The sequence below is a fragment of the Rhodococcus jostii NBRC 16295 genome (assembly GCF_001894825.1).
Taxonomy (GTDB): domain Bacteria; phylum Actinomycetota; class Actinomycetes; order Mycobacteriales; family Mycobacteriaceae; genus Rhodococcus_F; species Rhodococcus_F jostii.
The window spans coordinates 41,408-62,504 of sequence record NZ_BCWY01000014.1; the positions used below are offsets into that span (position 1 = coordinate 41,408).

Here is a 21,097-nt window from a genome sequence, read left to right on the forward strand (position 1 = left end):
GCGTTCCGGACGTGGTCCGGACCAGAAGCGATTCATTCCGGTGAAGTGAAAACTGTCCCCGATCTCAACCTTTTCGTGATCTCGGACGCAGGTCGTAGCGGCAAAGTTGCCAGACCAACGCCGATTCGTTACCGTACCGTGATCAAACATTCGCCAGCCTTGGGATTTCACGTGTCGCCTTTCGCCAGAATCAACAACGCCAAATCGCCCCTTCTCTACGTGGTCGTCGCAGCACTGCTCGCGACGCTCGTCGTGGGCGGTGCGCTGGCAGTGGCGCGGCACAAGACCGTCACGCTCGACGTCGACGGCGAGACCATCTCGCTCGGCACGATGGCCTCCGACGTCAGCGGCGCACTCGACGACGCCGGGTACTCCGTCAACGAGCGTGACGCGGTCGCTCCGTCCGCCGACGCGTCGATCTCCGACGGCGACACCGTGGTGCTGCGCCGGGCCCGCGAGGTGAGCCTCACCGTCGACGGCCAGCCCAAGACCGTGTGGACCACCGCGCTCACCGTCGACGACGCACTGAAGCAGTTCGAACTCGCCGACGACGTCCACGTCTCGGCGTCGCGCTCGGAGCGCCTGCCGCTCGAGGGCACCTCGCTCGAGGTCGTCAACGCCAAGCTCGTCAAGGTCGCCGACGGCGGCGCCCCCCTTACCGACGTCCGTCTGGCCGCCCCCACCGTGGGTGAGCTCCTCGCGGCCAACGGCGCCCCGCTCGAGCAGGCCGACACCGTCGTGCCCCCGGCCGACGCCCCGGTGGTCGAGGGCGCCGAGATCCACGTGACCCGCGACCGCACCGAGACGCGCACCGAGACGCTCCCCATCGCGCCGCCCGAGAACCGCGTCGAGGATCCCGCGCTCGACAAGGGCAAGACCGTCGTCGAGAACCCCGGAGTTCCCGGCGAGCGCACCGTCACCGCAACTGTGAAGACCGTCAACGGTGTCGAGGCCGGACGTCAGGAGCTCAGCTCGCAGGTGCTCCGCGAGCCCGCGCCGGCCCTCGTCAAGGTCGGTGTGAAGGAACTCGCCATCTCCAATGCCTCCACCTGGGATTCGATCGCGCACTGCGAGGCCACCGGCAACTGGGCCATCAACACCGGCAACGGATTCTTCGGCGGACTGCAGTTCACCCAGAGCACCTGGGAAGCGTTCGGCGGATCCCAGTACGCCGCCCGCGCCGACCTCGCATCCCGCGAACAGCAGATCTCCGTCGCCGAGAAGGTCCAGGCGGCGCAGGGCTGGGGCGCCTGGCCCGCCTGCACCAGCAAGCTCGGACTCCGCTGACGGTCTGAAGTAAAGGAACCCGATGTCACCCTTCGCGAAGATCAACTCGGCCCGCTCGCCGCTGCTGTACACAGTGGTGGCCCTGCTTCTCGCCACCTTGATCGCCGGCGGAGTGATGGCCGTGGTCCGGCACAAGACCGTCACGCTCGACGTGGACGGCGAGACGATCTCGCTGAGCACCATGACCACGAGCGTCGACGCCGCCCTGTCCGACGCCGGGTACTCGATCAGTGACCGCGACGTGGTGGCGCCCGAGCGCGACGCGACCCTGTCCGACGGCGACACCGTGGTGCTGCGCCGGGCACGCGAGGTGTCGCTGACCGTGGACGGTCAGCCGAAGACGGTCTGGACCACCGCGCTCACCGTCGAGGACGCACTGAAGCAGTTCGACCTCGGCGAGGACGTCCACGTGTCCGCATCCCGCTCGCAGCGACTTCCTCTCGACGGTGCGGCACTCGACGTGCTCAATCCGCTCGTCGTCGAGCTCACCGACGGCGCCCTGCCGGTCACCGACGTGCGCATGGCCGCGCCGACGGTCGGGGAGTTCCTCGCCGCCCACGGCGCGCCGCTCGAGCAGGCCGACACCGTCGTTCCGTCCGCGGACACTCCGCTGACCGAGGGCATGGACGTCACCGTCACCCGTGACCGCACCGAGACGAAGGTCGAGACGTTGCCGCTGGCTCCCGAGGAGCAGCGCATCGAGGACCCGACGATGAACATGACCCGCACCGTGCTCGAGAACCCGGGACTTCCCGGCGTCCAGGACGTGACGTTCGCGGTCAACACCGTCAACGGCAAGGAGATCGGACGTAACCAGGTGTCCGCGACGGTCACGACGCCGGCTCAGCCGAAGGTGATCCGGGTCGGCGCGAAGCCGGGTACCGAGGTTCCGCCGGTCGAGAACGGTTCGGTGTGGGACGCCCTCGCGCAGTGCGAGGCCACCGGTAACTGGGCCATCAACACCGGCAACGGATTCTTCGGCGGCGTCCAGTTCGACCAGAACACCTGGGAGCGCCAGGGCGGTCTGAAGTACGCACCGCGCGCCGACCTCGCCACCCGCGAGGAGCAGATCGCCGTCGCGTCGAAGACGCAGAAGACGCAGGGCTGGGGAGCGTGGCCGACGTGCTCGGGCAGGCTCGGCGTGCGTTAAAGTTCGGCTGGTGTCCGACGCCGAAGTACCCCCCGCCGCTCGAGGTCAGGCAGCACTGCTCGGCCCCGCCGAGGTGCGCGCACTAGCCGAGGAGTTCGGTGTGCGCCCCACCAAGCAGTTGGGGCAGAACTTCGTGCACGACGCCAACACGGTGCGTCGCATCGTCGCGATCGCCGGGGTGGGGCGCGACGACACCGTCCTCGAGGTCGGCCCCGGACTCGGTTCGCTGACGTTGGCGTTGCTCGACGTCGTCGACAAGGTGATCGCCGTTGAGATCGACCCCAACCTCGCCGCGCGTCTCCCGGTCACGGTCGCGGATCGTGCGCCGGACCTCGCGGACCGGCTGACGGTGGTCGGCGCGGACGCGATGCGGGTCAAGCCCTCCGAGATTCCCGGCGAACCCACCGCGCTCGTCGCGAATCTGCCGTACAACGTCGCGGTGCCCGTGCTGCTGCACCTGTTCTCCGAACTGCCCAGTCTTCGCACCGCTCTGGTGATGGTGCAGGCCGAGGTCGCGGACCGCCTGGCGGCGTCCCCGGGCAGCAAGATCTACGGCGTGCCGAGCGTGAAGGCCAATTTCTTCGGCTCGGTCCGCCGCGCGGGTGCCGTCGGGCGCGCCGTGTTCTGGCCCGTCCCGAAGGTCGAGTCGGGTCTCGTGCGCATCGACCGTTACGCCGAACCGCCGTGGCCGGTCGACGACGCACACCGGCGCCGCGTCTTCTCCGTGGTCGACGCGGCTTTCGCTCAGCGCCGCAAGACGTTACGAGCCGCTCTCGGCGGATGGGCGGGCTCGCCGGCGGAAGCCGAACGCCGACTGCTCGAGGCGGGTATCGCACCGTCCGCACGTGGCGAGACTCTCGACGCCGCCGCGTTCGTCCGCCTCGCTTCCACCCAGCCGTGAGTACTTGTCAACCGCGGGCGGTTAACAAGTACTCACGGGCGGGAACCGCACCCTGGGGGAGACAACCGACCAGATGTGTGGTTCACTATTGGAGGTCGTAAGTTTTGTGTTTGTGTTTCCCACGCTCGCAAATCGATGGTTGCGAGCGTTTGGACGTCCTCCACAGGAATTGTCGTAGACGGTCGTGTCAATGACCCTGGTAACCGAGCCGGTTGCCTGAAGAAGTTACTGTGTTAGAGGAGATTTACATGGCAGAGGGCATCGTGAAGTGGTTCAACTCCGAGAAGGGGTTCGGCTTCATCGCCCCCGAGGACGGCAGCGCTGACGTGTTCGTCCATTACTCGGAGATCCAGAGCGGCGGCTTCCGCACGCTCGAGGAGAATCAGCGTGTTTCGTTCGAGATCGGCCAGGGCAACAAGGGCCCGCAGGCCACCGGCGTCACCCTGATCTGAGAACGGCCATGACTTCCCGGTTCGCCGGGACATGACGTTCGAGCAAGGCCCCACTCGTCACGGAGTGGGGCCTTGTCTCGTCTGTGGTCGGTAATTACCCGGACCGCAGGTGAGCTGCCTGGTAGCCGAGATTCATGGCGCAGACCAGCCACAGTTGCAGCGCGGAATTCTCCGACGGTCCGAACAGTCCGATCACCGCGGCCGCTCCGAGCGCGGTGGCGACGAAGAGGGTGGCCGTGCCGAGTGCCCGCCTGGGTCTCGACGAGAAGATGACCATGCCCGTCACGAAGAGCGCCCACAGCGTGGTGGCACCGATTGCGGCAGCGACGAACCATGCCGTCGAATATCTGCTCGGCCACGTCCACGGCTGGGTTCCGTTGTCGAGAGTGCACACGAACGCCAACGAGAACGCCATGATCACCACCGTCGCGCCACCGAGCGCCAGATGGCCCCCGACGAGCACCTTCCCGACTGTTCCCGCCCCCGCTGGCGCCCGCGCGCGCCCCTCCTCGACAATCGTGTGCTGCATCCCCGACTACCCCGACCTTTCCTTGTCCGTCACCTGGTTGGACGCCGCGCAGAACCGTTCGGTTCCACGGATTTGTCGGTCCACGGGGACGGCTGAACGGCGTCTCGGTCAGGCGTTACCGTAGCGGTCGGCGAAGAGGCGGTGACGCTCACCCACCCGTCGGCACTCTTCGCGCAGCTCAGGAGGGTCGAGGACGGTGAAGCCGACGCCGAATGCGCTGAGCCAGTTGGCGATCGACGGCACGGAGTCGCCGCCGAGCGCGACCGCACACCGTCCGTCGGGCATTTCCTCGAGTGTTCCCCAGTCTTCGTGCACCAGGGTCGCCATCTCGTCGATCGGCGCGTGCAGCAGCACGCGCGCCCGGATCCGGGTGACGGCCCGGTTGATTCCGCGGGCGACGAATTCCGCGGCGCCGCCGGGCGGCAGTTCGCGGGGCACGAACCGTGGTCCGGTCGGGATCTTCGGGGTCAGGCGGTCCATGCGGAAGGATCGCCAGTCGGCGCGCGTGAGGTCCCACGCGACGAGGTACCAGCGCAGGCCGGACCGGACGAGCCGGTACGGCTCCACTTCGCGGCGGCTCTCGGTGCCGTCGTGGGTGCGGTAGTCGAACCGGAGCCGTTCGTGGTTGTGGCACACCGAGGCGACGGCCGACAGCACCTGCGCGTCCACGGCGCTCTTCGCGGGCTCGCGGTGGACGACGTCGACCTGCAGGGCCTCGAGGCGGTGCCGCAGCCGTGACGGCATCACCTGGCGGAGTTTGGTGAGCGCCCGCATCGACGCCTCACCGATGCCGACGACGGAACCGGTTGCGCCGGATTGCAGACCGAGTGCGACGGCCAGCACTTCTTCGTCGTCGAGCAGCAGCGGTGGCATCTCCGCGCCCGCGCCGAGTTGGTATCCACCACCCACCCCGACCGTTGCGTCGACGGGGTACCCGAGGTCGCGGAGTTTCTCCACGTCTCGCCGGACGGTGCGTGGGGTGATACCGAGGCGGTCGGCGAGTTCTGCCCCGGACCAGTCCTTTCGGGTCTGGAGCAGGGAGAGCAGCCGGAGGAGTCGTGCCGAAGTTTCCCGCATGCGCCTCAGGATGCCATCGATCGCGGACATCTTCTGTCCTCTATCGAGAGCAGGTAACGGTAAGTAACGATTTTCCCACCAGCCCCACGAGTGTCACTACACTGGCGCCGACGCTCCACGGACATCGCACGTACTTCAGTGAAGAATCCGACGGAAAGGTCTCAGAGTGACGCACACCCGTGTCAGGCCCCTCTCCACAGCAGTTCGGGCGCTGCTCGCCACCGTCATGACCGCCGCCTTCTGCCTGACCCTCGCGGTGTCGACCACCGCGACGGCGTCCGCGTCGGCGGCCGACCTGTTCAACAGCGCGCAGGGCAGATTCGCCGCCGGCGACACCCGCGGCGCGCTCGCGGACATCGGGGGCGCCGTCGCCGGAGAGCCGGGCGACACCAACGCGGTGGCCCTGCAAGCCATCTACGCCGACGCCGCCGGCGACCTGATCACCCGGGAGGCCGCGCTCGCCCGGCTGGGCGGAATGGATGGTGGCATGCGTGCCGGTGTCGACGGCATGCTGAACGCGATCAGAATCGCGTCGTTCACGCCACCCAATCCACTACCGGCCATCCAGGGGCCGTCCACCGCGATCGTCGTCCTGGGCTTCGGACTGCTCCCCGACGGCACGATGCGGCCCGAGTTGGTCAACCGACTGCAGGCCGCGCTCGTCCAGTCGTGGGTGTCGCCGTTGTCGCCGATCATCGTCACCGGCGGCAACCCGCAGAACGGCATCACCGAGGCCGCCGCGATGGAAGGGTGGTTGCGGTCGCACGGTGTCCCGGCAGACCGCATCCACCCCGAGCATCGCGCCGGATCGACGGTGGGCAACGCCCTCAACTCGGTCCCGCTCGCTCGTTCCCTCGGCGCGGGCGGCGCGATTCTCGTGACGTCGGCCAACCACATCCGCAGGGCAACGGTCGATTTCAATGTCGCCGGACTGCCGGTGGTCGGGGCGATGAGCGCGATTACCAGTACCGGTCAGCTGATCGCCGACTTCATGCCATTGACCAAGGATCAGCAGCTCGGCATGTATCGCGACGCGATCAGGGTATTCGGCATCCCGGCAAGCTACTGACGTGACTCGAACTCGGCCACGACGGGTGGTTGGTCGAAGGGGTCCGCGGATCCCGGGGTGAGCTTTCCGTCGACGGCGTCGCGCATCCGCTGCTTGTCGAGCTGGCCTTCCCAGTTCGAGACGACGAACGTGGCGACGCAGTTGCCGAGAAGGTTCACGAACACCCGCATCGAGTCCATGATCCGGTCGGCGCCCAGCAGGACCGCGACCGCCGCGACGGGGAAGATTCCGAGCGCGGTCGCGGTCGCCGACAGCGCGAGGAACGACGATCCGGGTACGCCTGCCATGCCTTTCGACGTGAGGAGCAGGATGAACAGCGCGCCGAGCTGGTCGGCGACGGACAAGTCGTGGCCGGTGGCCTGGGCGAGGAACAGCGTGGAGATGGACAGGTAGATCGCGGCGCCGTCGAGGTTGAACGAGTAGCCGGTCGGCACCACCAGTCCGGTGGCGGCCTGCGAGTTCCCGGCGCCGACGAGCTTGGTCATGATGCGGGGGAGCACCGCCTCGGACGAGGCGGTGCCGAGCGCGAGACCGAACTCCTCCTTGGTGTAGCGGATGAACGTGAAGATGTTCAGCCCGACCGCGAACTTCGCGATCAGCGCGAGGACGAGGACGAACAGGGCTCCGGCGAGGTAGCAGCAGGCGATGAGCTTCGCGAAGCTGCCGAGTGTGGAGATTCCGTACTGGCCGATGATGAACGCCATCGCGCCGAACGCCCCGATCGGGGCGAGCCGCATGATCCAGCCGATGATCATGAAGATGATGTGGCTGAGGTGGTCGACGAATTCGAGGACCAGCGGAGGACCGTGCTCGCCGTACTTGGCCAGCGCGATGCCGAAGAGCACCGCGAAGAAGAGGACCTGCAGAAGCAGGTTGTCGGCGAACGCGCCCACCACGCTGGTGGGGACGATGTCCATGAGGAACTCGACGGCGCCGGGCAGTTCGCCGCCGCCGGTCTTCTCCGCGATCTGCTCGGTGCCGTCGGCGAGGGTGGCCGGGTCGATGTCGAAGCCGGCGCCGGGCTTGACGATGTTGCCCATCACCAGCCCGAAGAGCAGCGCGAACCCGGTGACGGCGGTGAAATAGATCAGCGCCTTGACGCCGATCCGTCCGACGGCCTTGACGTCGCCGACCTTGGCGATTCCCGTGACGACCACCGTGAAGATCAACGGCGCGATGAGCATCTTGATCAGCTTGATGAACGTGTCGCCGATCGGTTTGAGCTCCGACCCCACCGTCGGCCACAACCAGCCGAGGGTGATGCCGCCGACGATTCCGACGAGGAGTTGGACGAACAGGTTGGTGTACCAGGGCGATCGCGTCTCGGTGGTCGGCCCGGTGCCGTCGGGCGGGGGATGGGCGGCAGTGGAGATGGCCATGGGCAAACGCTAGGAAGGGGCTGTGACGGGTTCGTGTCACGAATGTTTCCGTGATGAGAACGGCGGAGTGGGAACGGCGGCCTCTCCGGGCGTGGGCGGTGCCACATTGCAGTTCGTGGCAGTATTGCGACGCACCGACCGCAGGAGGACACATGCGCTTGTCGCCCCACGAGCAGGAGCGTCTGCTCCTGAGTTACGCCGCGGAACTCGCGCGCAGGCGCCGGAACCGTGGGCTCGTGTTGAATCACCCGGAGGCGGTGGCCCTCATCACGGATCACATCCTCGAGGGTGCCCGCGACGGCCGGTCGGTGGCGGAGCTGATGGTGTCGGGTCGTGAGGTGCTCACCCGGTCCGACGTGATGGAGGGCGTCCCCGAGATGCTGCACGACGTCCAGGTGGAGGCCACGTTCCCGGACGGAACCAAGCTCGTCACCGTCCACGATCCGATTGCGTAGGGGTGACCGTGATTCCAGGTGAAGTCTTGTGCGCCGAGGGTGTGATCGAACTCAACGAGGGTTCTCCCCGCACCGAACTTGAGGTGGTCAACACCGGTGACCGGCCGGTCCAAGTCGGGAGTCACGTTCATTTCCCGCAGGCCAACCACGCCCTGCAGTTCGACCGTTCCGCCGCCCACGGGCTGCGGCTGGACATTCCCGCCGGCACCGCGGTGCGCTTCGAACCGGGTATCGCGCAGACGATTTCACTCGTGCCCCTGCGCGGGACCCGTGAGGTGCACGGGCTGAGCCTCACTCCTCCCGGAAAGCTGGACGCGTCATGACCGAACTCAGCCGCGCACGTTACGCCGAGCTGTTCGGTCCCACGACCGGCGACCGCATCCGGCTCGCCGACACCGACCTTCTGATCGAGATCACCGAGGACCGCAGCGGCGGGCCGGGGCTGGCCGGTGACGAGGCGGTGTTCGGTGGCGGAAAGGTGTTGCGCGAGTCCATGGGTCAGGGTCGCGCGACCCGCGCCGAGGGCGCGCCCGACACGGTGATCACCGGCGTGGTCGTCGTCGACCACTGGGGAATCATCAAGGCGGACGTCGGTATTCGGGACGGACGCATCGTCGCGCTCGGCAAGGCAGGCAACCCCGACACGATGTCGGGCGTCCACCCCGATCTCGTGGTGGGGCCGTCCACCGAGATCATCGCCGGGAACGGCAAGATCCTCACCGCCGGCGGAATCGACTGCCACGTCCACTTCATCTGCCCGCAGATCATGGACGAGGCGCTGGGCGGCGGCATCACGACGATGATCGGCGGCGGCACCGGCCCCGCCGAGGGCAGCAAGGCCACCACCGTCACCCCGGGTTCGTGGCACACCGCCCGGATGCTGGAGGCGCTCGACGGGTGGCCGATGAACATCGCCCTCCTCGGCAAGGGCAACACGGTCAGTTCCGAGTCGATGTGGGAGCAGTTGCGGGGCGGTGTCTCCGGTTTCAAGCTGCACGAGGACTGGGGTTCGACGCCGGCGGCGATCGACGCGTGCCTGACCGTGGCGGATGCCGCGGGGGTGCAGGTGGCCCTCCACTCGGACACGTTGAACGAGGCCGGCTTCGTCGAGGACACTCTCGCCGCTATCGCCGGACGCGCGATCCACGCCTATCACACCGAGGGGGCGGGCGGCGGTCACGCGCCGGACATCATCACGGTGGCGGCGCACGCGAACGTGTTGCCGAGTTCCACCAATCCGACCCGGCCGCACACGGTGAACACGCTCGACGAGCACCTCGACATGCTCATGGTGTGCCATCACCTGAGCCCCACGATCCCGGAGGATCTGGCGTTCGCGGAGAGTCGAATCCGGCCGTCCACCATTGCGGCGGAGGATCTGCTCCACGACCTCGGCGCCATCTCCATGATCGGCAGCGACTCGCAGGCGATGGGACGCATCGGCGAGGTCGTGTTGCGCACGTGGCAGACGGCGCACGTGATGAAGCGGCGGCGGGGTTCCCTTCCCGGCGACAACGGCGCCGACAACCAGCGCGTCCAGCGCTACGTGGCGAAGTACACGATCTGCCCCGCCGTCGCGCACGGCCTCGAGGGTGAGATCGGATCGGTCGAGGTGGGCAAACTCGCCGACCTGGTGCTGTGGGATCCGGCGTTCTTCGGGGTGCGGCCGCACGCGGTGATCAAGGGCGGCATGATCGCCTGGGCCGCGATGGGCGATGCCAACGCGTCCATCCCGACGCCGCAACCGGTGCTCCCGCGGCCGATGTTCGGGGCGGCGCCCAAGGCGGCGGCCGCCACCTCCGTGCACTTCGTCGCGCCCCACGCCCTCGAGGACGGGCTGGCGGATCGGCTGGATCTGAACCGGCGACTGGTGCCGGTCGCGAACGTACGGTCGCGGGGCAAGGCCGACATGCCCCGCAACGACGCGCAGCCGCGGATCGAGGTGGACCCCGACACGTTCACCGTCCGCATCGACGGCGAGGTGTGGGAAGAACAACCGGCGGCGGAACTGCCGATGGCCCAGCGATACTTCCTGTTCTGATGCGCCTCGCTCACCTGATGTCCCTCGCCGACTCGCGGCTGCCCACCGGTGGTCACGTGCATTCGGGCGGCATCGAGGAGGCCGTCGCGAGCGGTGTCGTCCGCGACGTCGCCACGATGGACGCGTTCCTGCGGCGACGGATCCGGACCGCAGGGCTCGTGGCGGGGTCGATCACCGCGGCGGTGTGCGACGGCCGGCTCACCCCGGAACGGGCCGACGCCGAGATGGATGCGCGCACTCCGTCACCGGCGGCGCGGTCGTCGTCGCGGGCGCAGGGGCGGGGTCTGCTGCGCCTGGCCCGCACCACCTGGCCCGACCACGACTGGTCGCCGCTCGGGACGCGTCCGCACCTGCCCGTCGTGTCGGGGGTGGTGGGGACCGTCACCGCGGTCGCACCCCGGGAGGCGGCGCTGGTCGTCGTCTACACCACCATGACCGGTTGCGCGATCGCCGCGCAGCGCCTGCTCGCCCTCGATCCCGCGCAGGTCGCCGCGAGCACGTTCGCACTGGCCGACCTGTGCGACGACATCGCCGACCAGTGTGTGGCCGGACTGTCGAGCGTGTCCGACCCCTTCATGGATGTCGTCGCCGAGCGGCACGTTCTACGGGACCGCCCCCTGTTCGTGTCGTGACACTCAGCTGTATCCAGCAAGGAGAGATCAACCATGCCACCACATTTCATCGATGGTGAACCCCACGACCACCAGCACGACCGGCCTCGGCGGGTCCGGGTGGCGGGGGAGCCGGTCCGGATCGGGATCGGTGGGCCCGTCGGCTCGGGCAAGACGGCGCTCGTCGCCGCGCTCTGCAGGCAACTGCGCGAGGAGTTGTCGCTGGCGGTGCTCACCAACGACATCTACACCACCGAGGACGCGGACTTCCTGCGCCGCCACGCCGTGCTGCCGGACGAGCGCATCGCCGCCGTGCAGACCGGTGGGTGCCCGCACACGGCGATCCGCGACGACATCACCGCCAATCTCGACGCGATCGACGACCTCATCGCCGCCAACCCGCCGCTCGACCTGATCCTGGTGGAGTCGGGCGGCGACAACCTCACCGCGACGTTCTCCTCGGGTCTGATCGACGTGCAGATCTTCGTCGTCGACGTCGCGGGCGGCGACAAGGTGCCCCGCAAGGGCGGGCCGGGTGTGACGTTCTCGGATCTGCTGGTGATCAACAAGACCGACCTCGCCCCGATGGTCGGCGCCGATCTCGGCGTGATGCGCCGCGACGCCGAGCAGGTCCGGGAGGGGCGGCCGACGGCGCTGATCTCGTTGACCGAGGACCCGTCGTCCGGGCCGGCGCTGGAGTGGGTGCGCGAGCAGGTGCGCACGCTCGCCGACGTGCACGAGTAGTGCGCACCGAACTGACGATCGTCGCGTCGCCCGATCGCAGCCCGCGGATCGCCGCGGTCGGGGGACTGGCAGCCCGGATCACCGGCCGTGACACGGTCCACGTGATCGGCACTGCCGCGACCCCGCTCGGCGGCGACCACTGGGACGTCACCGTCCGGGTGCTGTCGGGTGCGCGGCTGACGCTGCGCAGCGTCGCGGCGTCCCTGGCGCTGCCGGGCCGGGGTTGCGCGCTGTCCACGGCGCGCTGGTCCGTGGAGGTCGAGGACGACGCGTCACTCGACTGCGCGCTGGAACCGACCGTGATCGCGGGCGGCGCGGAGCATCGTGTCGAGACGGCGGTGGCACTCGCCGAATCGTCCGCGTTGCTGCTGCGTGAGCGGGTGCAGATCGGCCGGTCGGGGGAGGAGAGCGGACGCTGGGTGGGCATCACGAACGCCGATCTCGGCGCCCTGCCCCTGCTCCGGCACCAGCTGGAACTCGGGGTCGGCACCGTCTCGCACGACGTGCTGGACGGCCCGGCGGCCGTCACGAGTGAATTGCGGTATCCGGACGACAGGCCCGCGGACGTCACCGGCGACATCCGGTTGGCGCGCACCCGTCTGCCCCTCGCGCGCGGTGGCAGCCTCACCACGCGGCTCGGTCCCCGCCTGTGACGCAGGTGAGTGGCAAAGTGCGTGATGGTACGCATTTCCACACCCGTGCGGGGAGCGCCTAAGCTCTACCCTTGTGCTTTCCGTCGTTCCTCGCCCCGTCGTCGTCAGGGCCCCGTCCAAGGTCAATCTCCATCTGGCCGTCGGGGACTTGCGCGACGACGGCTATCACGAGCTGAACACGGTGTTCCAGGCGCTCTCGCTCAGCGACACGGTGTCGGTGGTTCCCGCGGAGACGCTGTCGGTGACGGTGCGCGGCGAGGACGCCCGCGTCGTGCCCACCGACAGCAGCAACCTGGTGTGGAAGGCGGCGGAGATGCTCGCCGCCGAGTCGGGGCGGCGGCCGGACGTCGAGATCGCCATCGACAAGGGGATCCCGGTGGCCGGGGGGATGGCCGGCGGCAGCGCCGACGCCGCGGCGGCGCTGGTGGGGCTCAACGCACTGTGGCAGCTGGACCTGTCGCGGGAGCAACTCGACGGGTTCGCCGCGAAGCTGGGCAGCGACGTCCCCTTCTCCCTCCACGGCGGCACCGCGTTCGGGACGGGGCGCGGCGAGCGACTTCTGCCGGTGCTCTCGCGCAGCACGTTCCACTGGGTGCTCGCGCTCGCGAAGGGCGGACTGAGCACACCGACGGTGTTCCGGGAGCTGGACCGTCTGCGTGCGGACGGGAACCCGCCGCGACTCGGCGGCGCCGAAGACCTGATGCATGCGCTCACGACGGGCGACGCCGCAACGCTCGCCCCCCTGCTGGGCAACGACCTGCAGTCTGCCGCCCTGTCACTGAACCCGGGCCTGCGGCGGACGCTGCGCGCCGGGGTGTCGGCGGGCGCATTGGCCGGCATCGTCTCCGGGTCCGGCCCGACCTGTGCTTTTCTGTGCGCTGACGCGGATGCCGCGGTCCGTGTCAGTGCAGAACTCGCTGGTGCGGGGGTGTGTCGCACGGTGCGGGTCGCCAGCGGACCCGTACCCGGCGCCCGAATAATCAACGACGCGGCGGAGGGATCGCACTGATGGCGAATCTGATCAATCTCGAGCAGGTATCGAAGTCTTTCGGCATCAAGCCGCTGCTCGATTCGGTATCTCTCGGACTGCAGGAAGGCGAACGCATCGGCGTCGTCGGCCTCAACGGCGGTGGCAAGACCACCATGCTCGAGGTGCTCGCCGGGGTGGAGTCCCCCGATTCCGGACGGGTCAGCCGGGTAGGTGGCCTGCGCATGGCGGTCGTGACTCAGCGCGGCGTCCTGCCGCCCGGCTCGAGCGTCGGCGACGTGGTGCTCGGACCGCTCGGGGTGGCCGATCACGAATGGGCGGGGGACGCCCGCATCCGGTCGATTCTGGCCGGCATCGGCATCGACAACCTGGGTCTCGAGGTGTCGGTGGACGGGCTGTCGGGTGGTGAGCGGCGACGCGTCGCACTGGCCGCCGCGCTCGTCCAGGACCTCGATCTGCTGGTCCTCGACGAGCCGACCAACCACCTCGATGTGGAGGGTGTCCAGTGGCTGGCGGAGCATCTCGTCAGCCGTCGCAGCGCGCTGGTGGTCGTGACCCACGATCGCTGGTTCCTCGACACCGTCGCCAACCGCACGTGGGAAGTGGTGGGCGGCAAGGTCGAAAGCTACGAGGGCGGGTACAACGACTGGATCTTCGCCCGGGCGGAGCGCTCCCGGCAGGCCGACGCGTCCGAGGAACGTCGCCGCAACCTCGCCCGCAAGGAACTGGCCTGGTTGCGTCGCGGTGCACCGGCCCGCACGTCCAAGCCCAAGTATCGGATCGAGGCCGCCGAGGCGTTGATCGCGGATGTCCCGCCGCCCCGCGACAACGTGGCGCTGGCGTCGTTCGCGCAGCGCAGGCTCGGCAAGGTCGTCATCGAACTCGAGGATGCGCGCCTGGAGACACCGGACGGCCGGGTGCTCGTCGACGACCTCACGTGGCGGTTGGCGCCGGGCGAGCGTGTCGGTCTGGTCGGCGTCAACGGCTCCGGCAAGACGACGCTCCTGCGCACGCTCGCCGGGGAGATCGCGCCGGCGTCGGGCAAGCGCATCCAGGGGCAGACCGTGCACATCGGCTGGTTGCGTCAGGAACTCGACGACCTGCCCACGAACATGCGGGTGCTCGAGGCCGTCAAGGATGTTGCCGAACGGATCACGTTGGGCGACAAGGAGGTGTCGGCCGGGCAGCTCGCCGAACGGCTGGGCTTCACGCCGGCCCGGCAGCGGACACCGGTGGGTGACCTGTCCGGTGGCGAGCGTCGCCGGCTGCAGCTGACGCGTGTGCTGATGTCCGAGCCGAACGTTCTGCTGCTCGACGAGCCGACCAACGACCTCGACATCGACACGCTGCAGCAACTCGAGGACATTCTCGACGGCTGGGCGGGCACGATGGTCGTCATCAGTCACGACCGGTACCTCATCGAACGCATCTGTGACACCACGTGGGCATTGTTCGGCGACGGCAAACTGACCAACCTGCCCGGGGGCATCGAGGACTACCTGCGCCGCCGGGCGACGATGGTCGACACCGGCGCACCGTCGGTGGCGTCGACGGCAACCGGTGCCTCGGCCCCCAAGCAGGTACGGGACGGGGCCGCCGAACGCACCGCGCGCAAGGAACTGTCGCGTCTCGAGCGTGCCGTCGCGAAGCTGGACGATCGGGAACGGAAACTGCACGAGAAGCTGGCGGAGGCGGCCACCGATCCGGACAAACTGCAGAAGCTCGACGCCGAGCTCAAGCAGGTCGTCGCGGAGAAGGAAGCCACCGAGGAGCAGTGGATGGAGCTGGCCGCCGAGCTGGACTAGCCGGTCACCACTCGATCCGGTAGTCGTACATCCAGCGCAGGCTGTCGCGGCGGCCCACCATCCGCATGATGGTCGGCAAGGTGAGGTCGCGGATCACGCGCCCGACCGGGCCGGGGGCCTTGCCGCTGCCGTTTCGCTTGCCCTGTGCGACGATTCGCTCGACCCGGGCGCGCCGTGCCGTCTCGTACGCCGCGAGCGCGACGGTGATGTCCGGGCTGTCCCGCAGGCATCGCGCGAGCACGATGGCGTCCTCGATCGCCATGGACGCACCCTGCCCCGACGACGGCGACGTGGCGTGGGCGGCGTCCCCGATGATCACCATCCGCTCGTTGCGCCACGTCGGCACGGTCGGAAGGTCGTAGGTGCTCCAGCTGCGGATGATGCTGTCGGTGGCGTCGATGATCTGCAGGGCGGGCCCGGCGTCGCCGGAGAACAGGTCGATCAGTTCGGTGCGCTGCTGCTCCGGAGTGATCGAGGCGAGTTCGGCGGCCGTCGGTTCGACGCGGCGCCCGGGGTTGGCGAACCACCAGACGTCACCGCCCGGATGGATGAGGTAGCCGAAGAAGCACCGTGTGCCGAACACGAAATGGGCCGCGCCCGGTTCGCCGTCCAGCGACAGGCCGGTCGCGAATCCGCCGGTGTTGAGGAGGCCGAGATACCGGGGGTCGGGGGCCTGCGGGTCGAGGATGGCGCGGGTGCGTGACCGGAGGCCGTCGGCGCCCACGAGCAGATCGCCCTCGGCCGACGTGCCGTCCGCGAACTCCGCGCGGACACGGTCGCCGTCGATCCGGGCGTCCTCGAGTTGCTTGCCGTACTCGATGCGCACGCCCCGGCGTAGTGCCTCGTCGCGAAGGGTGCGGTAGAGGTCGGCTCGGCGCAGTGTCCGGCTCGGCGTGCCGAAGGACGTGAGTCCTCCGTTGTCGAACTCGGCCAGGGGTTTCCCAGTTCCGCTGACGATCCGCATCCTGCGGGTGGCCATCCCGATGTCGGCGACCCGGTGGTCGAGATCCAGCAGGTGCAGCCCCTCGAGACCGTTGGTCGCCAGTGTCAGAAAGGCGCCCACGCCCTCCGCTCCGTGATCGTGCGCTTCGTACACGACGGGATCGAGTCCGGCCCGTTGCATCGCCATCGCCGTGACCGGTCCGGCGATGCCACCTCCGATGATCAAAGCACTAGTAGTCATAAAGTGACTATACATAGAATGACTAATGCAACCCGGCGGATATGCTCGACGAATGTCCTCACCGCGTAGATCCGTGCTGGCGATGGCAGTGCTGTCGATGCTCTCCGAAGAACCGATGCACGCCTACCGCATGCAGCAGCTGATCAAGGAGCGGCACAAGGACGAGGTCGTCAACGTCGCGCAGCGCAACAGCGTCTACCAGACGATCGAACGCCTGTTGCGCGACGGATTGATCGAGATCGAGGCGACGGAACGGGCCGAGAACCGCCCGGAACGCACCACCTACCGGCTCGCCGGAACGGGCGCGGCGACGCTGATGCAATGGCTGCGGGAGATGGTCGCCGAACCGGCGCGCGAGTTCCCGGAATTCCCGGCCGCGCTGGCATTCCTGCCGAGTCTGCGCTCCGGCGACGCGCTCGAGGCGCTCCGTTCGCGGATCGCGGTTCTCGAGCAGCAACTGGCCGGTCTCGACGCCGGCCTCGCCGAGGCCGGGACATTTCTTCCGCGATTGTTCCTCGTCGAGGACGAGTACCGGCGGGCGGTCCTGGTGGCCGAACTCGACTACGTCCGGTCGCTGGTCGCCGACGTCGCGGCCGGCGAATTGCGCTGGTAGGGCCCTGTCGCGTCAGAACTGCAGCGACAGGACGCCGTCCCGGTCCGTGACGTGAACGGACCGACCGATCACCGACCGCGCCGGAGTCTGGGTGAACGCCGACAGCGCGACCGCCTCCTCAGGGCCGGTGTGTCCGGCTAGACGGTGGCCGTCGGGGGTGTGCGCGACGACGAATCCCGTCGCCGGGACGCCGTCCCGGCCGTGTTCGACCGTGGACGTGACGATCTCGGCCCGTCCCTCGTAGCCGGTCACGACCTCCGGCGCCGCCGCCGTGAGGTGCGCCGGCTCCGGATCGCCGACGTACCCGTCCGGGTGCGGGGTGCTCGCCAGCAACACCACGTGCTGGTACGTCAGGTAGCCGCCGTTGCCGTGAACCAAGGCAGGTCCGGAACCCTCCCGCAGCCGACGAGTGACCTCGGCGATCGAGTGCAGCGTGTAGCTGTTGAGGGGACCGCCGAAGAAGGAGTGGCCGCCGGTCACGCTCGGCACCGTGCTCGCGGGCAGGCCGAGCGTCCGGGACAGGAGCTTGGGAACGACCGGGAAGCAGCCGTACGCGTCGACGACGTCGAGCGCGGACGCCGTGATCGCCGCCTGCGACAGCGCCCGGTCCACCGCGTCGGTCATGGCGGCCGATGTTCCGAAACTGTTGCGGCTCAGTACGTCCACGGGATCGGCGGCGCCCGCGCCGCCCCACACGTACACGATGCGGTCCTCCGGAACGCCGTGCTCCCGCGCGAGGGCCAGTGAGCACACCAGCACGGCGGCGGCCTGATCGACGAACGGCATGGCGTTGAGCATCAACGGGTACGGCTCGCACACCATGCGGTTGCCCGGACCGACAGTGGCGATCTCTTCGGCGGAGTACATCTCCGCCGTCCACGACGCCGGGTTCTTCGCAGCCAACTCGGAGAAGGCCGAGTACATCCGGGCCGACTCCGCCAGCGACCGGTCGGGGCTCACGCCGGACTCGTATGAGAAGCGGTTCTCGAACAGCGGATACACGCGGGTGGGCACGATCAGTCCGGCGCGTTGCATCACGGGACTTCCGAGATCCGCCGGGTCGAAGGCGGGAGGGCCGCCCGGCGCCGACGACCAGCCCAGCGACGCGGGATCGGTGCCCGACTTCCGCAGCGAAGTCATGGTCGCCTGCGTCTCGCCGCCGACGAGCATGGCTGCCGACGACCGGCCCGCGGCGATGTCGTCGCCGAGGCGGTCGAGGAGGGCGGCGGGCCAGTGGCCGCCGATCGGGGACGTGCTCGACCGCGGTGACGGCAGATTCAAGCGGGTGGCGAGCAGTCCGGGGAGGTCGTCGTAGGACCAGCTGACGGTCTTCACCGCATGGATCGTGTCGATCCGGGTGCCGAGTGCCGCCGATCCGCTGTCGGCGACGGCGGCGCGCGCGGCGTCCGTGATCAGGTCGAGGGGTTCACGGGGGCCGGCGGGATCGCCTGCTCTGCCGGAACGGAGGTCGCCTATGCCGACGATCACCGGTATGCGGGCCGGATCGGCCATGGGTGCCCCTCTCGTGTGCCACGTCAGCGTCACGATAGTGCGGGGCGAGATATGTGTGAATCCTGGGTCACAGCAATCCCCGACCGGCGGCGGGCCGCGGCCGCGTTCGTTTCGGCCACGTGGTGGCGGCGTGTTCGAAATCGTTGGGAAGTCAATGGCATTCGCGCGATCCGGCGTGGTGCGGCTGGAGCCGCCGGTGGCCCGACCGAGGATGCATCAGGTGAGGCTAGCCTAATGTAGTGTGGAGTGCGTGCTGGAGCGCAGTCCATGCAGTCATTTCGTAACCTTTTCGTGTCCCGGATCACGGCCTGAATATGCATGATCTGGGCAAAACGGGGGAATCCAAGGCGAACCTGCAGATTTTCAGACTAATCTGCAGTCCAGGGCTTGCATGTTCGCTGCACAGGAGGCGGGGGTCATGGATCTCGAAGCAATTAAACAGATCGAGCAGCTCAAGCACCGTTACTCACGTGCTCTCGACACGAAGTCGTGGGTGGAGTTTGCCGACACGATGGTCCCGGACGTCACCGCGACGTACAGCGAATATCTGACTTTCGACTCCCGTGACTCATTCGTGTCCTTCCTCGAGAACACTCTCGGCACCCACGTCATCACCGAGCATCAGTGCGGCCAACCCGAGATCACCGTCACCGGTGATACCGCGGTCGGGGTGTGGTTTCTCGCAGACACCACGCTGATTCCCGAGGACGGGATGCTGTTGCGGGGGTCTGCTTATTATCACGATCGTTATCTTCGGTGCCCCGACGGCAACTGGCGGATCACGCATACCGGATACGAACGCACGTGGGAATCGGTTGCGGCGCTCTCCGATTTCCCGAGTTTCCGGCTCACCTCCAACAAGTGGGCGATGTTGCAACCTCCCGCGTCTGCCTGAGGGAGCACACTGGGACTCGGTACACCACGGACCCCTGGGAGGTGACGATGTCTCCGGACGTCCCCGTTCCCGGCGCGCTCCCGTATCTGACGGTGCGGCGTGGCGTCGAGGCCATCGAGTGGTATTCCAAGGTGTTCGGCGCCGAGGTGGTGGGGGAGCCGATCGTCATGGACGACGGCAGGGTGGGCCATGCGGAACTGCGGTTGCCGACCGGGATGATCTATCTGGCGGAGGAGTTTCCCGAGATGGGCCTGACCGCGCCGGAATCCGGTTCGACGTCCGTGAGCCTGATGTTGCGGGTCGACGATCCCGATGCGGTTCTGGTCGGTGCCCGCGACGCCGGCGGCAAGGTGGAGCGGTGGATCTCGGAAGGGCACGGACACCGCAACGCGACCCTCATCGATCCGTTCGGCCATCGCTGGATGCTGGTGGGGCCGACGGATCCGGCCGCGTCCGCCTGACGGTCTGCGGCGCGGCTACTGTCGGCACATGCCGACAACACCCGACCGTTCGTCGTTTCCGGACACCCGCGCATGGATTCGCGCACTGCCCGCACTCGGCGGCGTCACGCCTCCGCCCGTCGACACTCTTCCGGATTCTCCCGGCGCACTGTTTCTCGACTGGATCACGCAGGCCGTAGCGGCCGGGGTTCCGGAACCGCACGCCGCGGCGCTGTCGACCGTCGATGCCGACGGCAATCCGGACGCGCGTTTCCTGCTCCTCAAGGACGTCACGGAGCAGGGCTTCTGGTTCTCGGGTGACACGCGCTCGCCGAAGGGCCGTGATCTGGAGGCGAATGCGGTTGCGGCACTGACCTTCTACTGGCGTGAACAGGGGCGGCAGGTGCGGGTCCGCGGAACAGTCGTCGAGGGCGATCCGACGCTCTCTGCCCGTGACTTCCGCGAACGGTCGGTCACCGCGCGGGCTGTGGCCGCGGCTAGCCGTCAGAGCGAGGTACTGGACGATCCCGTCGAATACGACCGCGCCGTCGCGGCGGCGGTGGCGCGCATCGAGGCCGACCCGGACTTCGTGTCGGACACGTGGCGGGCCTGGTGCATCGTCCCCGGCACTGTCGAGTTCTGGCAGGCGGACGCCGGGCGCAGGCACGTGCGCCAGCTCTACCGCCGCGAGTCCGGCCGGTGGATCCGCGAGGTGCTGTGGCCGTAGCCGCGCTCAGCGCGCGGTTGCGGAGGGCGAGCGCAGGTCGACGACGATCGACTGGCCGTTGAGCTTCGCGTGGATCTCGGGGCGCTCGAAACCGGCCGCGACGAGGTACTCGCCGAGCAGTGCCAGCAGTTCGTCGGCGTCCACGGTGGGATCGGCGGAGTGACTGCTCGACGACGCGAGGTGCTCCTCGAGCAGCTCGGTGTGTGCAAGACGGCCCGCGACTCGCACGGCTGCCACTCCCATCGCGTTGCGTCGCATGACGGTGCGTCCACGAGATTCCAGCGACGCCGTCGTGTCGGAGGCCTCGTCCGGCTCCTCGGTGCTGTGCGAACCCGAGTTGCGCGTCGGCAGCGGGAACGTGAACGTCTCGGCGGAGCTGGTCGTGGACTTGCCGTTGCCGTTGCTGCCGGTCAGCCCGCCCGTGCTGGGTTCGGCGAACGGCGAGTCCGCCGCCGAGCCCGCGGAGCCGTTGCTGCCCGATCCGTTCGTGGAAATGCCGTTTTCCATCGTGTCGCTTCCTGCTCGTGGCCAAACGGGTACCGCGCAAAGCCCGTCAGTGTGCTCGATTCGAACTGAAAGCTACCAG

23 protein-coding genes are annotated in these 21,097 nt (G+C 68.4%); 17 read left to right on the plus strand and 6 right to left on the minus strand.

The features are described from left to right. Nucleotides 1–171 precede the first annotated feature (171 nt). The 4 genes from RJ1_RS11645 to RJ1_RS11660 all read left to right on the plus strand — a co-directional run bounded on the left by RJ1_RS11645 (nt 172) and on the right by RJ1_RS11660 (nt 3,790). Nucleotides 172–1,287, plus strand: coding sequence for a resuscitation-promoting factor (locus tag RJ1_RS11645; protein WP_073360177.1), 1,116 nt, complete (start codon nt 172–174; stop codon nt 1,285–1,287). A 22-nt stretch (nt 1,288–1,309) separates the two neighbouring features. Further along, the gene (locus RJ1_RS11650) at nt 1,310–2,437 is read left to right on the plus strand and encodes a resuscitation-promoting factor (protein WP_073360079.1); all 1,128 of its coding nucleotides are present in this window, start codon (nt 1,310–1,312) and stop codon (nt 2,435–2,437) included. 10 nt (nt 2,438–2,447) lie between these two features. After that, on the plus strand, nt 2,448–3,338 hold the full coding sequence (gene rsmA / locus RJ1_RS11655) for a 16S rRNA (adenine(1518)-N(6)/adenine(1519)-N(6))-dimethyltransferase RsmA (protein ID WP_073360080.1): 891 nt from the start codon (nt 2,448–2,450) through the stop codon (nt 3,336–3,338). A gap of 248 nt (nt 3,339–3,586) precedes the next feature. After that, nucleotides 3,587–3,790 carry a cold-shock protein gene (locus tag RJ1_RS11660; protein ID WP_005255446.1) on the plus strand — a complete coding sequence of 68 codons (204 nt, stop codon included), beginning with the start codon at nt 3,587–3,589 and terminating at the stop codon, nt 3,788–3,790. 94 nt (nt 3,791–3,884) lie between these two features. On the opposite strand, the gene RJ1_RS11665 is transcribed toward RJ1_RS11660, so the two are convergent. Beyond that, nucleotides 3,885–4,319: a hypothetical protein gene (locus RJ1_RS11665; RefSeq protein WP_073360081.1), complete on the minus strand. Its 435-nt coding sequence runs from the start codon at nt 4,317–4,319 to the stop codon at nt 3,885–3,887. Between the two features lie 108 nt (nt 4,320–4,427). Then, on the minus strand, nt 4,428–5,396 hold the full coding sequence (locus RJ1_RS11670) for a helix-turn-helix transcriptional regulator (RefSeq protein WP_073360179.1): 969 nt from the start codon (nt 5,394–5,396) through the stop codon (nt 4,428–4,430). 226 nt (nt 5,397–5,622) lie between these two features. Between RJ1_RS11670 and RJ1_RS11675 the strand changes: the two genes are divergently transcribed. Further along, the gene (locus tag RJ1_RS11675; protein WP_073360180.1) at nt 5,623–6,465 is read left to right on the plus strand and encodes a YdcF family protein; all 843 of its coding nucleotides are present in this window, start codon (nt 5,623–5,625) and stop codon (nt 6,463–6,465) included. Here the strand turns inward: RJ1_RS11675 and dctA are convergent. Next, nucleotides 6,459–7,844 carry a C4-dicarboxylate transporter DctA gene (dctA, locus tag RJ1_RS11680; RefSeq protein WP_073360082.1) on the minus strand — a complete coding sequence of 462 codons (1,386 nt, stop codon included), beginning with the start codon at nt 7,842–7,844 and terminating at the stop codon, nt 6,459–6,461. The two genes, RJ1_RS11675 and dctA, sit on opposite strands and share 7 nt — an antisense overlap. Before the next feature lie 152 nt (nt 7,845–7,996). On the opposite strand from dctA, the gene RJ1_RS11685 reads away from it, so the two are divergent. The 8 genes from RJ1_RS11685 to RJ1_RS11720 all read left to right on the plus strand — a co-directional run bounded on the left by RJ1_RS11685 (nt 7,997) and on the right by RJ1_RS11720 (nt 15,141). After that, nucleotides 7,997–8,299, plus strand: a complete 303-nt coding sequence (locus RJ1_RS11685) for an urease subunit gamma (RefSeq protein WP_073360083.1) — start codon at nt 7,997–7,999, stop codon at nt 8,297–8,299. 8 nt (nt 8,300–8,307) lie between these two features. Beyond that, a complete protein-coding gene (locus RJ1_RS11690; protein WP_073360182.1) occupies nt 8,308–8,622 on the plus strand; it encodes an urease subunit beta in 315 nt (104 codons plus the stop codon). Then, on the plus strand, nt 8,619–10,340 hold the full coding sequence (locus tag RJ1_RS11695) for an urease subunit alpha (protein ID WP_073360084.1): 1,722 nt from the start codon (nt 8,619–8,621) through the stop codon (nt 10,338–10,340). Before RJ1_RS11690 ends, RJ1_RS11695 begins: the two co-directional genes overlap by 4 nt. Beyond that, complete coding sequence (locus RJ1_RS11700) at nt 10,340–10,972, plus strand: urease accessory protein UreF (protein ID WP_073360085.1); 633 nt, start codon at nt 10,340–10,342, stop codon at nt 10,970–10,972. The genes RJ1_RS11695 and RJ1_RS11700 overlap by 1 nt, the downstream gene beginning before the upstream one ends. A gap of 33 nt (nt 10,973–11,005) precedes the next feature. Beyond that, nucleotides 11,006–11,695, plus strand: coding sequence for an urease accessory protein UreG (ureG, locus tag RJ1_RS11705; protein WP_073360086.1), 690 nt, complete (start codon nt 11,006–11,008; stop codon nt 11,693–11,695). After that, the gene (locus RJ1_RS11710; RefSeq protein ID WP_073360087.1) at nt 11,695–12,348 is read left to right on the plus strand and encodes an urease accessory protein UreD; all 654 of its coding nucleotides are present in this window, start codon (nt 11,695–11,697) and stop codon (nt 12,346–12,348) included. The genes ureG and RJ1_RS11710 overlap by 1 nt, the downstream gene beginning before the upstream one ends. 73 nt (nt 12,349–12,421) lie before the next feature. Next, nucleotides 12,422–13,357 (plus strand): 4-(cytidine 5'-diphospho)-2-C-methyl-D-erythritol kinase, encoded by a 936-nt coding sequence (locus RJ1_RS11715; RefSeq protein ID WP_073360088.1) that lies wholly within the window; start codon nt 12,422–12,424, stop codon nt 13,355–13,357. Then, entirely contained in the window at nt 13,357–15,141 is a 1,785-nt protein-coding gene (locus RJ1_RS11720; RefSeq protein WP_073360089.1) for an ABC-F family ATP-binding cassette domain-containing protein, read from the plus strand. Before RJ1_RS11715 ends, RJ1_RS11720 begins: the two co-directional genes overlap by 1 nt. A gap of 4 nt (nt 15,142–15,145) precedes the next feature. Here RJ1_RS11720 and RJ1_RS11725 read toward each other — a convergent pair whose 3' ends face one another. Next, a complete protein-coding gene (locus RJ1_RS11725) occupies nt 15,146–16,324 on the minus strand; it encodes an FAD-dependent oxidoreductase (protein ID WP_073360090.1) in 1,179 nt (392 codons plus the stop codon). Between the two features lie 52 nt (nt 16,325–16,376). Here RJ1_RS11725 and RJ1_RS11730 point away from each other — a divergent pair, with 52 nt between their 5' ends. Beyond that, complete coding sequence (locus tag RJ1_RS11730; RefSeq protein ID WP_073360091.1) at nt 16,377–16,937, plus strand: PadR family transcriptional regulator; 561 nt, start codon at nt 16,377–16,379, stop codon at nt 16,935–16,937. 12 nt (nt 16,938–16,949) lie between these two features. Here the strand turns inward: RJ1_RS11730 and RJ1_RS11735 are convergent, their stop codons facing one another. Then, on the minus strand, nt 16,950–18,449 hold the full coding sequence (locus RJ1_RS11735) for an acetyl-CoA acetyltransferase (RefSeq protein WP_073360092.1): 1,500 nt from the start codon (nt 18,447–18,449) through the stop codon (nt 16,950–16,952). Nucleotides 18,450–18,867: 418 nt separating this feature from the next. On the opposite strand from RJ1_RS11735, the gene RJ1_RS11740 reads away from it, so the two are divergent. Genes RJ1_RS11740 through RJ1_RS11750 form a run of 3 tightly spaced genes read left to right on the plus strand, consistent with a single transcriptional unit; the run spans nt 18,868 to nt 20,511 of the window. Beyond that, the gene (locus tag RJ1_RS11740; RefSeq protein WP_009478940.1) at nt 18,868–19,344 is read left to right on the plus strand and encodes a nuclear transport factor 2 family protein; all 477 of its coding nucleotides are present in this window, start codon (nt 18,868–18,870) and stop codon (nt 19,342–19,344) included. A gap of 47 nt (nt 19,345–19,391) precedes the next feature. Beyond that, entirely contained in the window at nt 19,392–19,805 is a 414-nt protein-coding gene (locus RJ1_RS11745) for a VOC family protein (RefSeq protein ID WP_073360184.1), read from the plus strand. Nucleotides 19,806–19,833: 28 nt separating this feature from the next. Then, nucleotides 19,834–20,511 carry a pyridoxine/pyridoxamine 5'-phosphate oxidase gene (locus RJ1_RS11750; RefSeq protein ID WP_073360093.1) on the plus strand — a complete coding sequence of 226 codons (678 nt, stop codon included), beginning with the start codon at nt 19,834–19,836 and terminating at the stop codon, nt 20,509–20,511. Between the two features lie 6 nt (nt 20,512–20,517). Here the strand turns inward: RJ1_RS11750 and RJ1_RS11755 are convergent, their stop codons facing one another. Continuing rightward, the gene (locus tag RJ1_RS11755) at nt 20,518–21,018 is read right to left on the minus strand and encodes a hypothetical protein (protein WP_073360094.1); all 501 of its coding nucleotides are present in this window, start codon (nt 21,016–21,018) and stop codon (nt 20,518–20,520) included. Between the last annotated feature and the right edge of the window lie 79 nt (nt 21,019–21,097).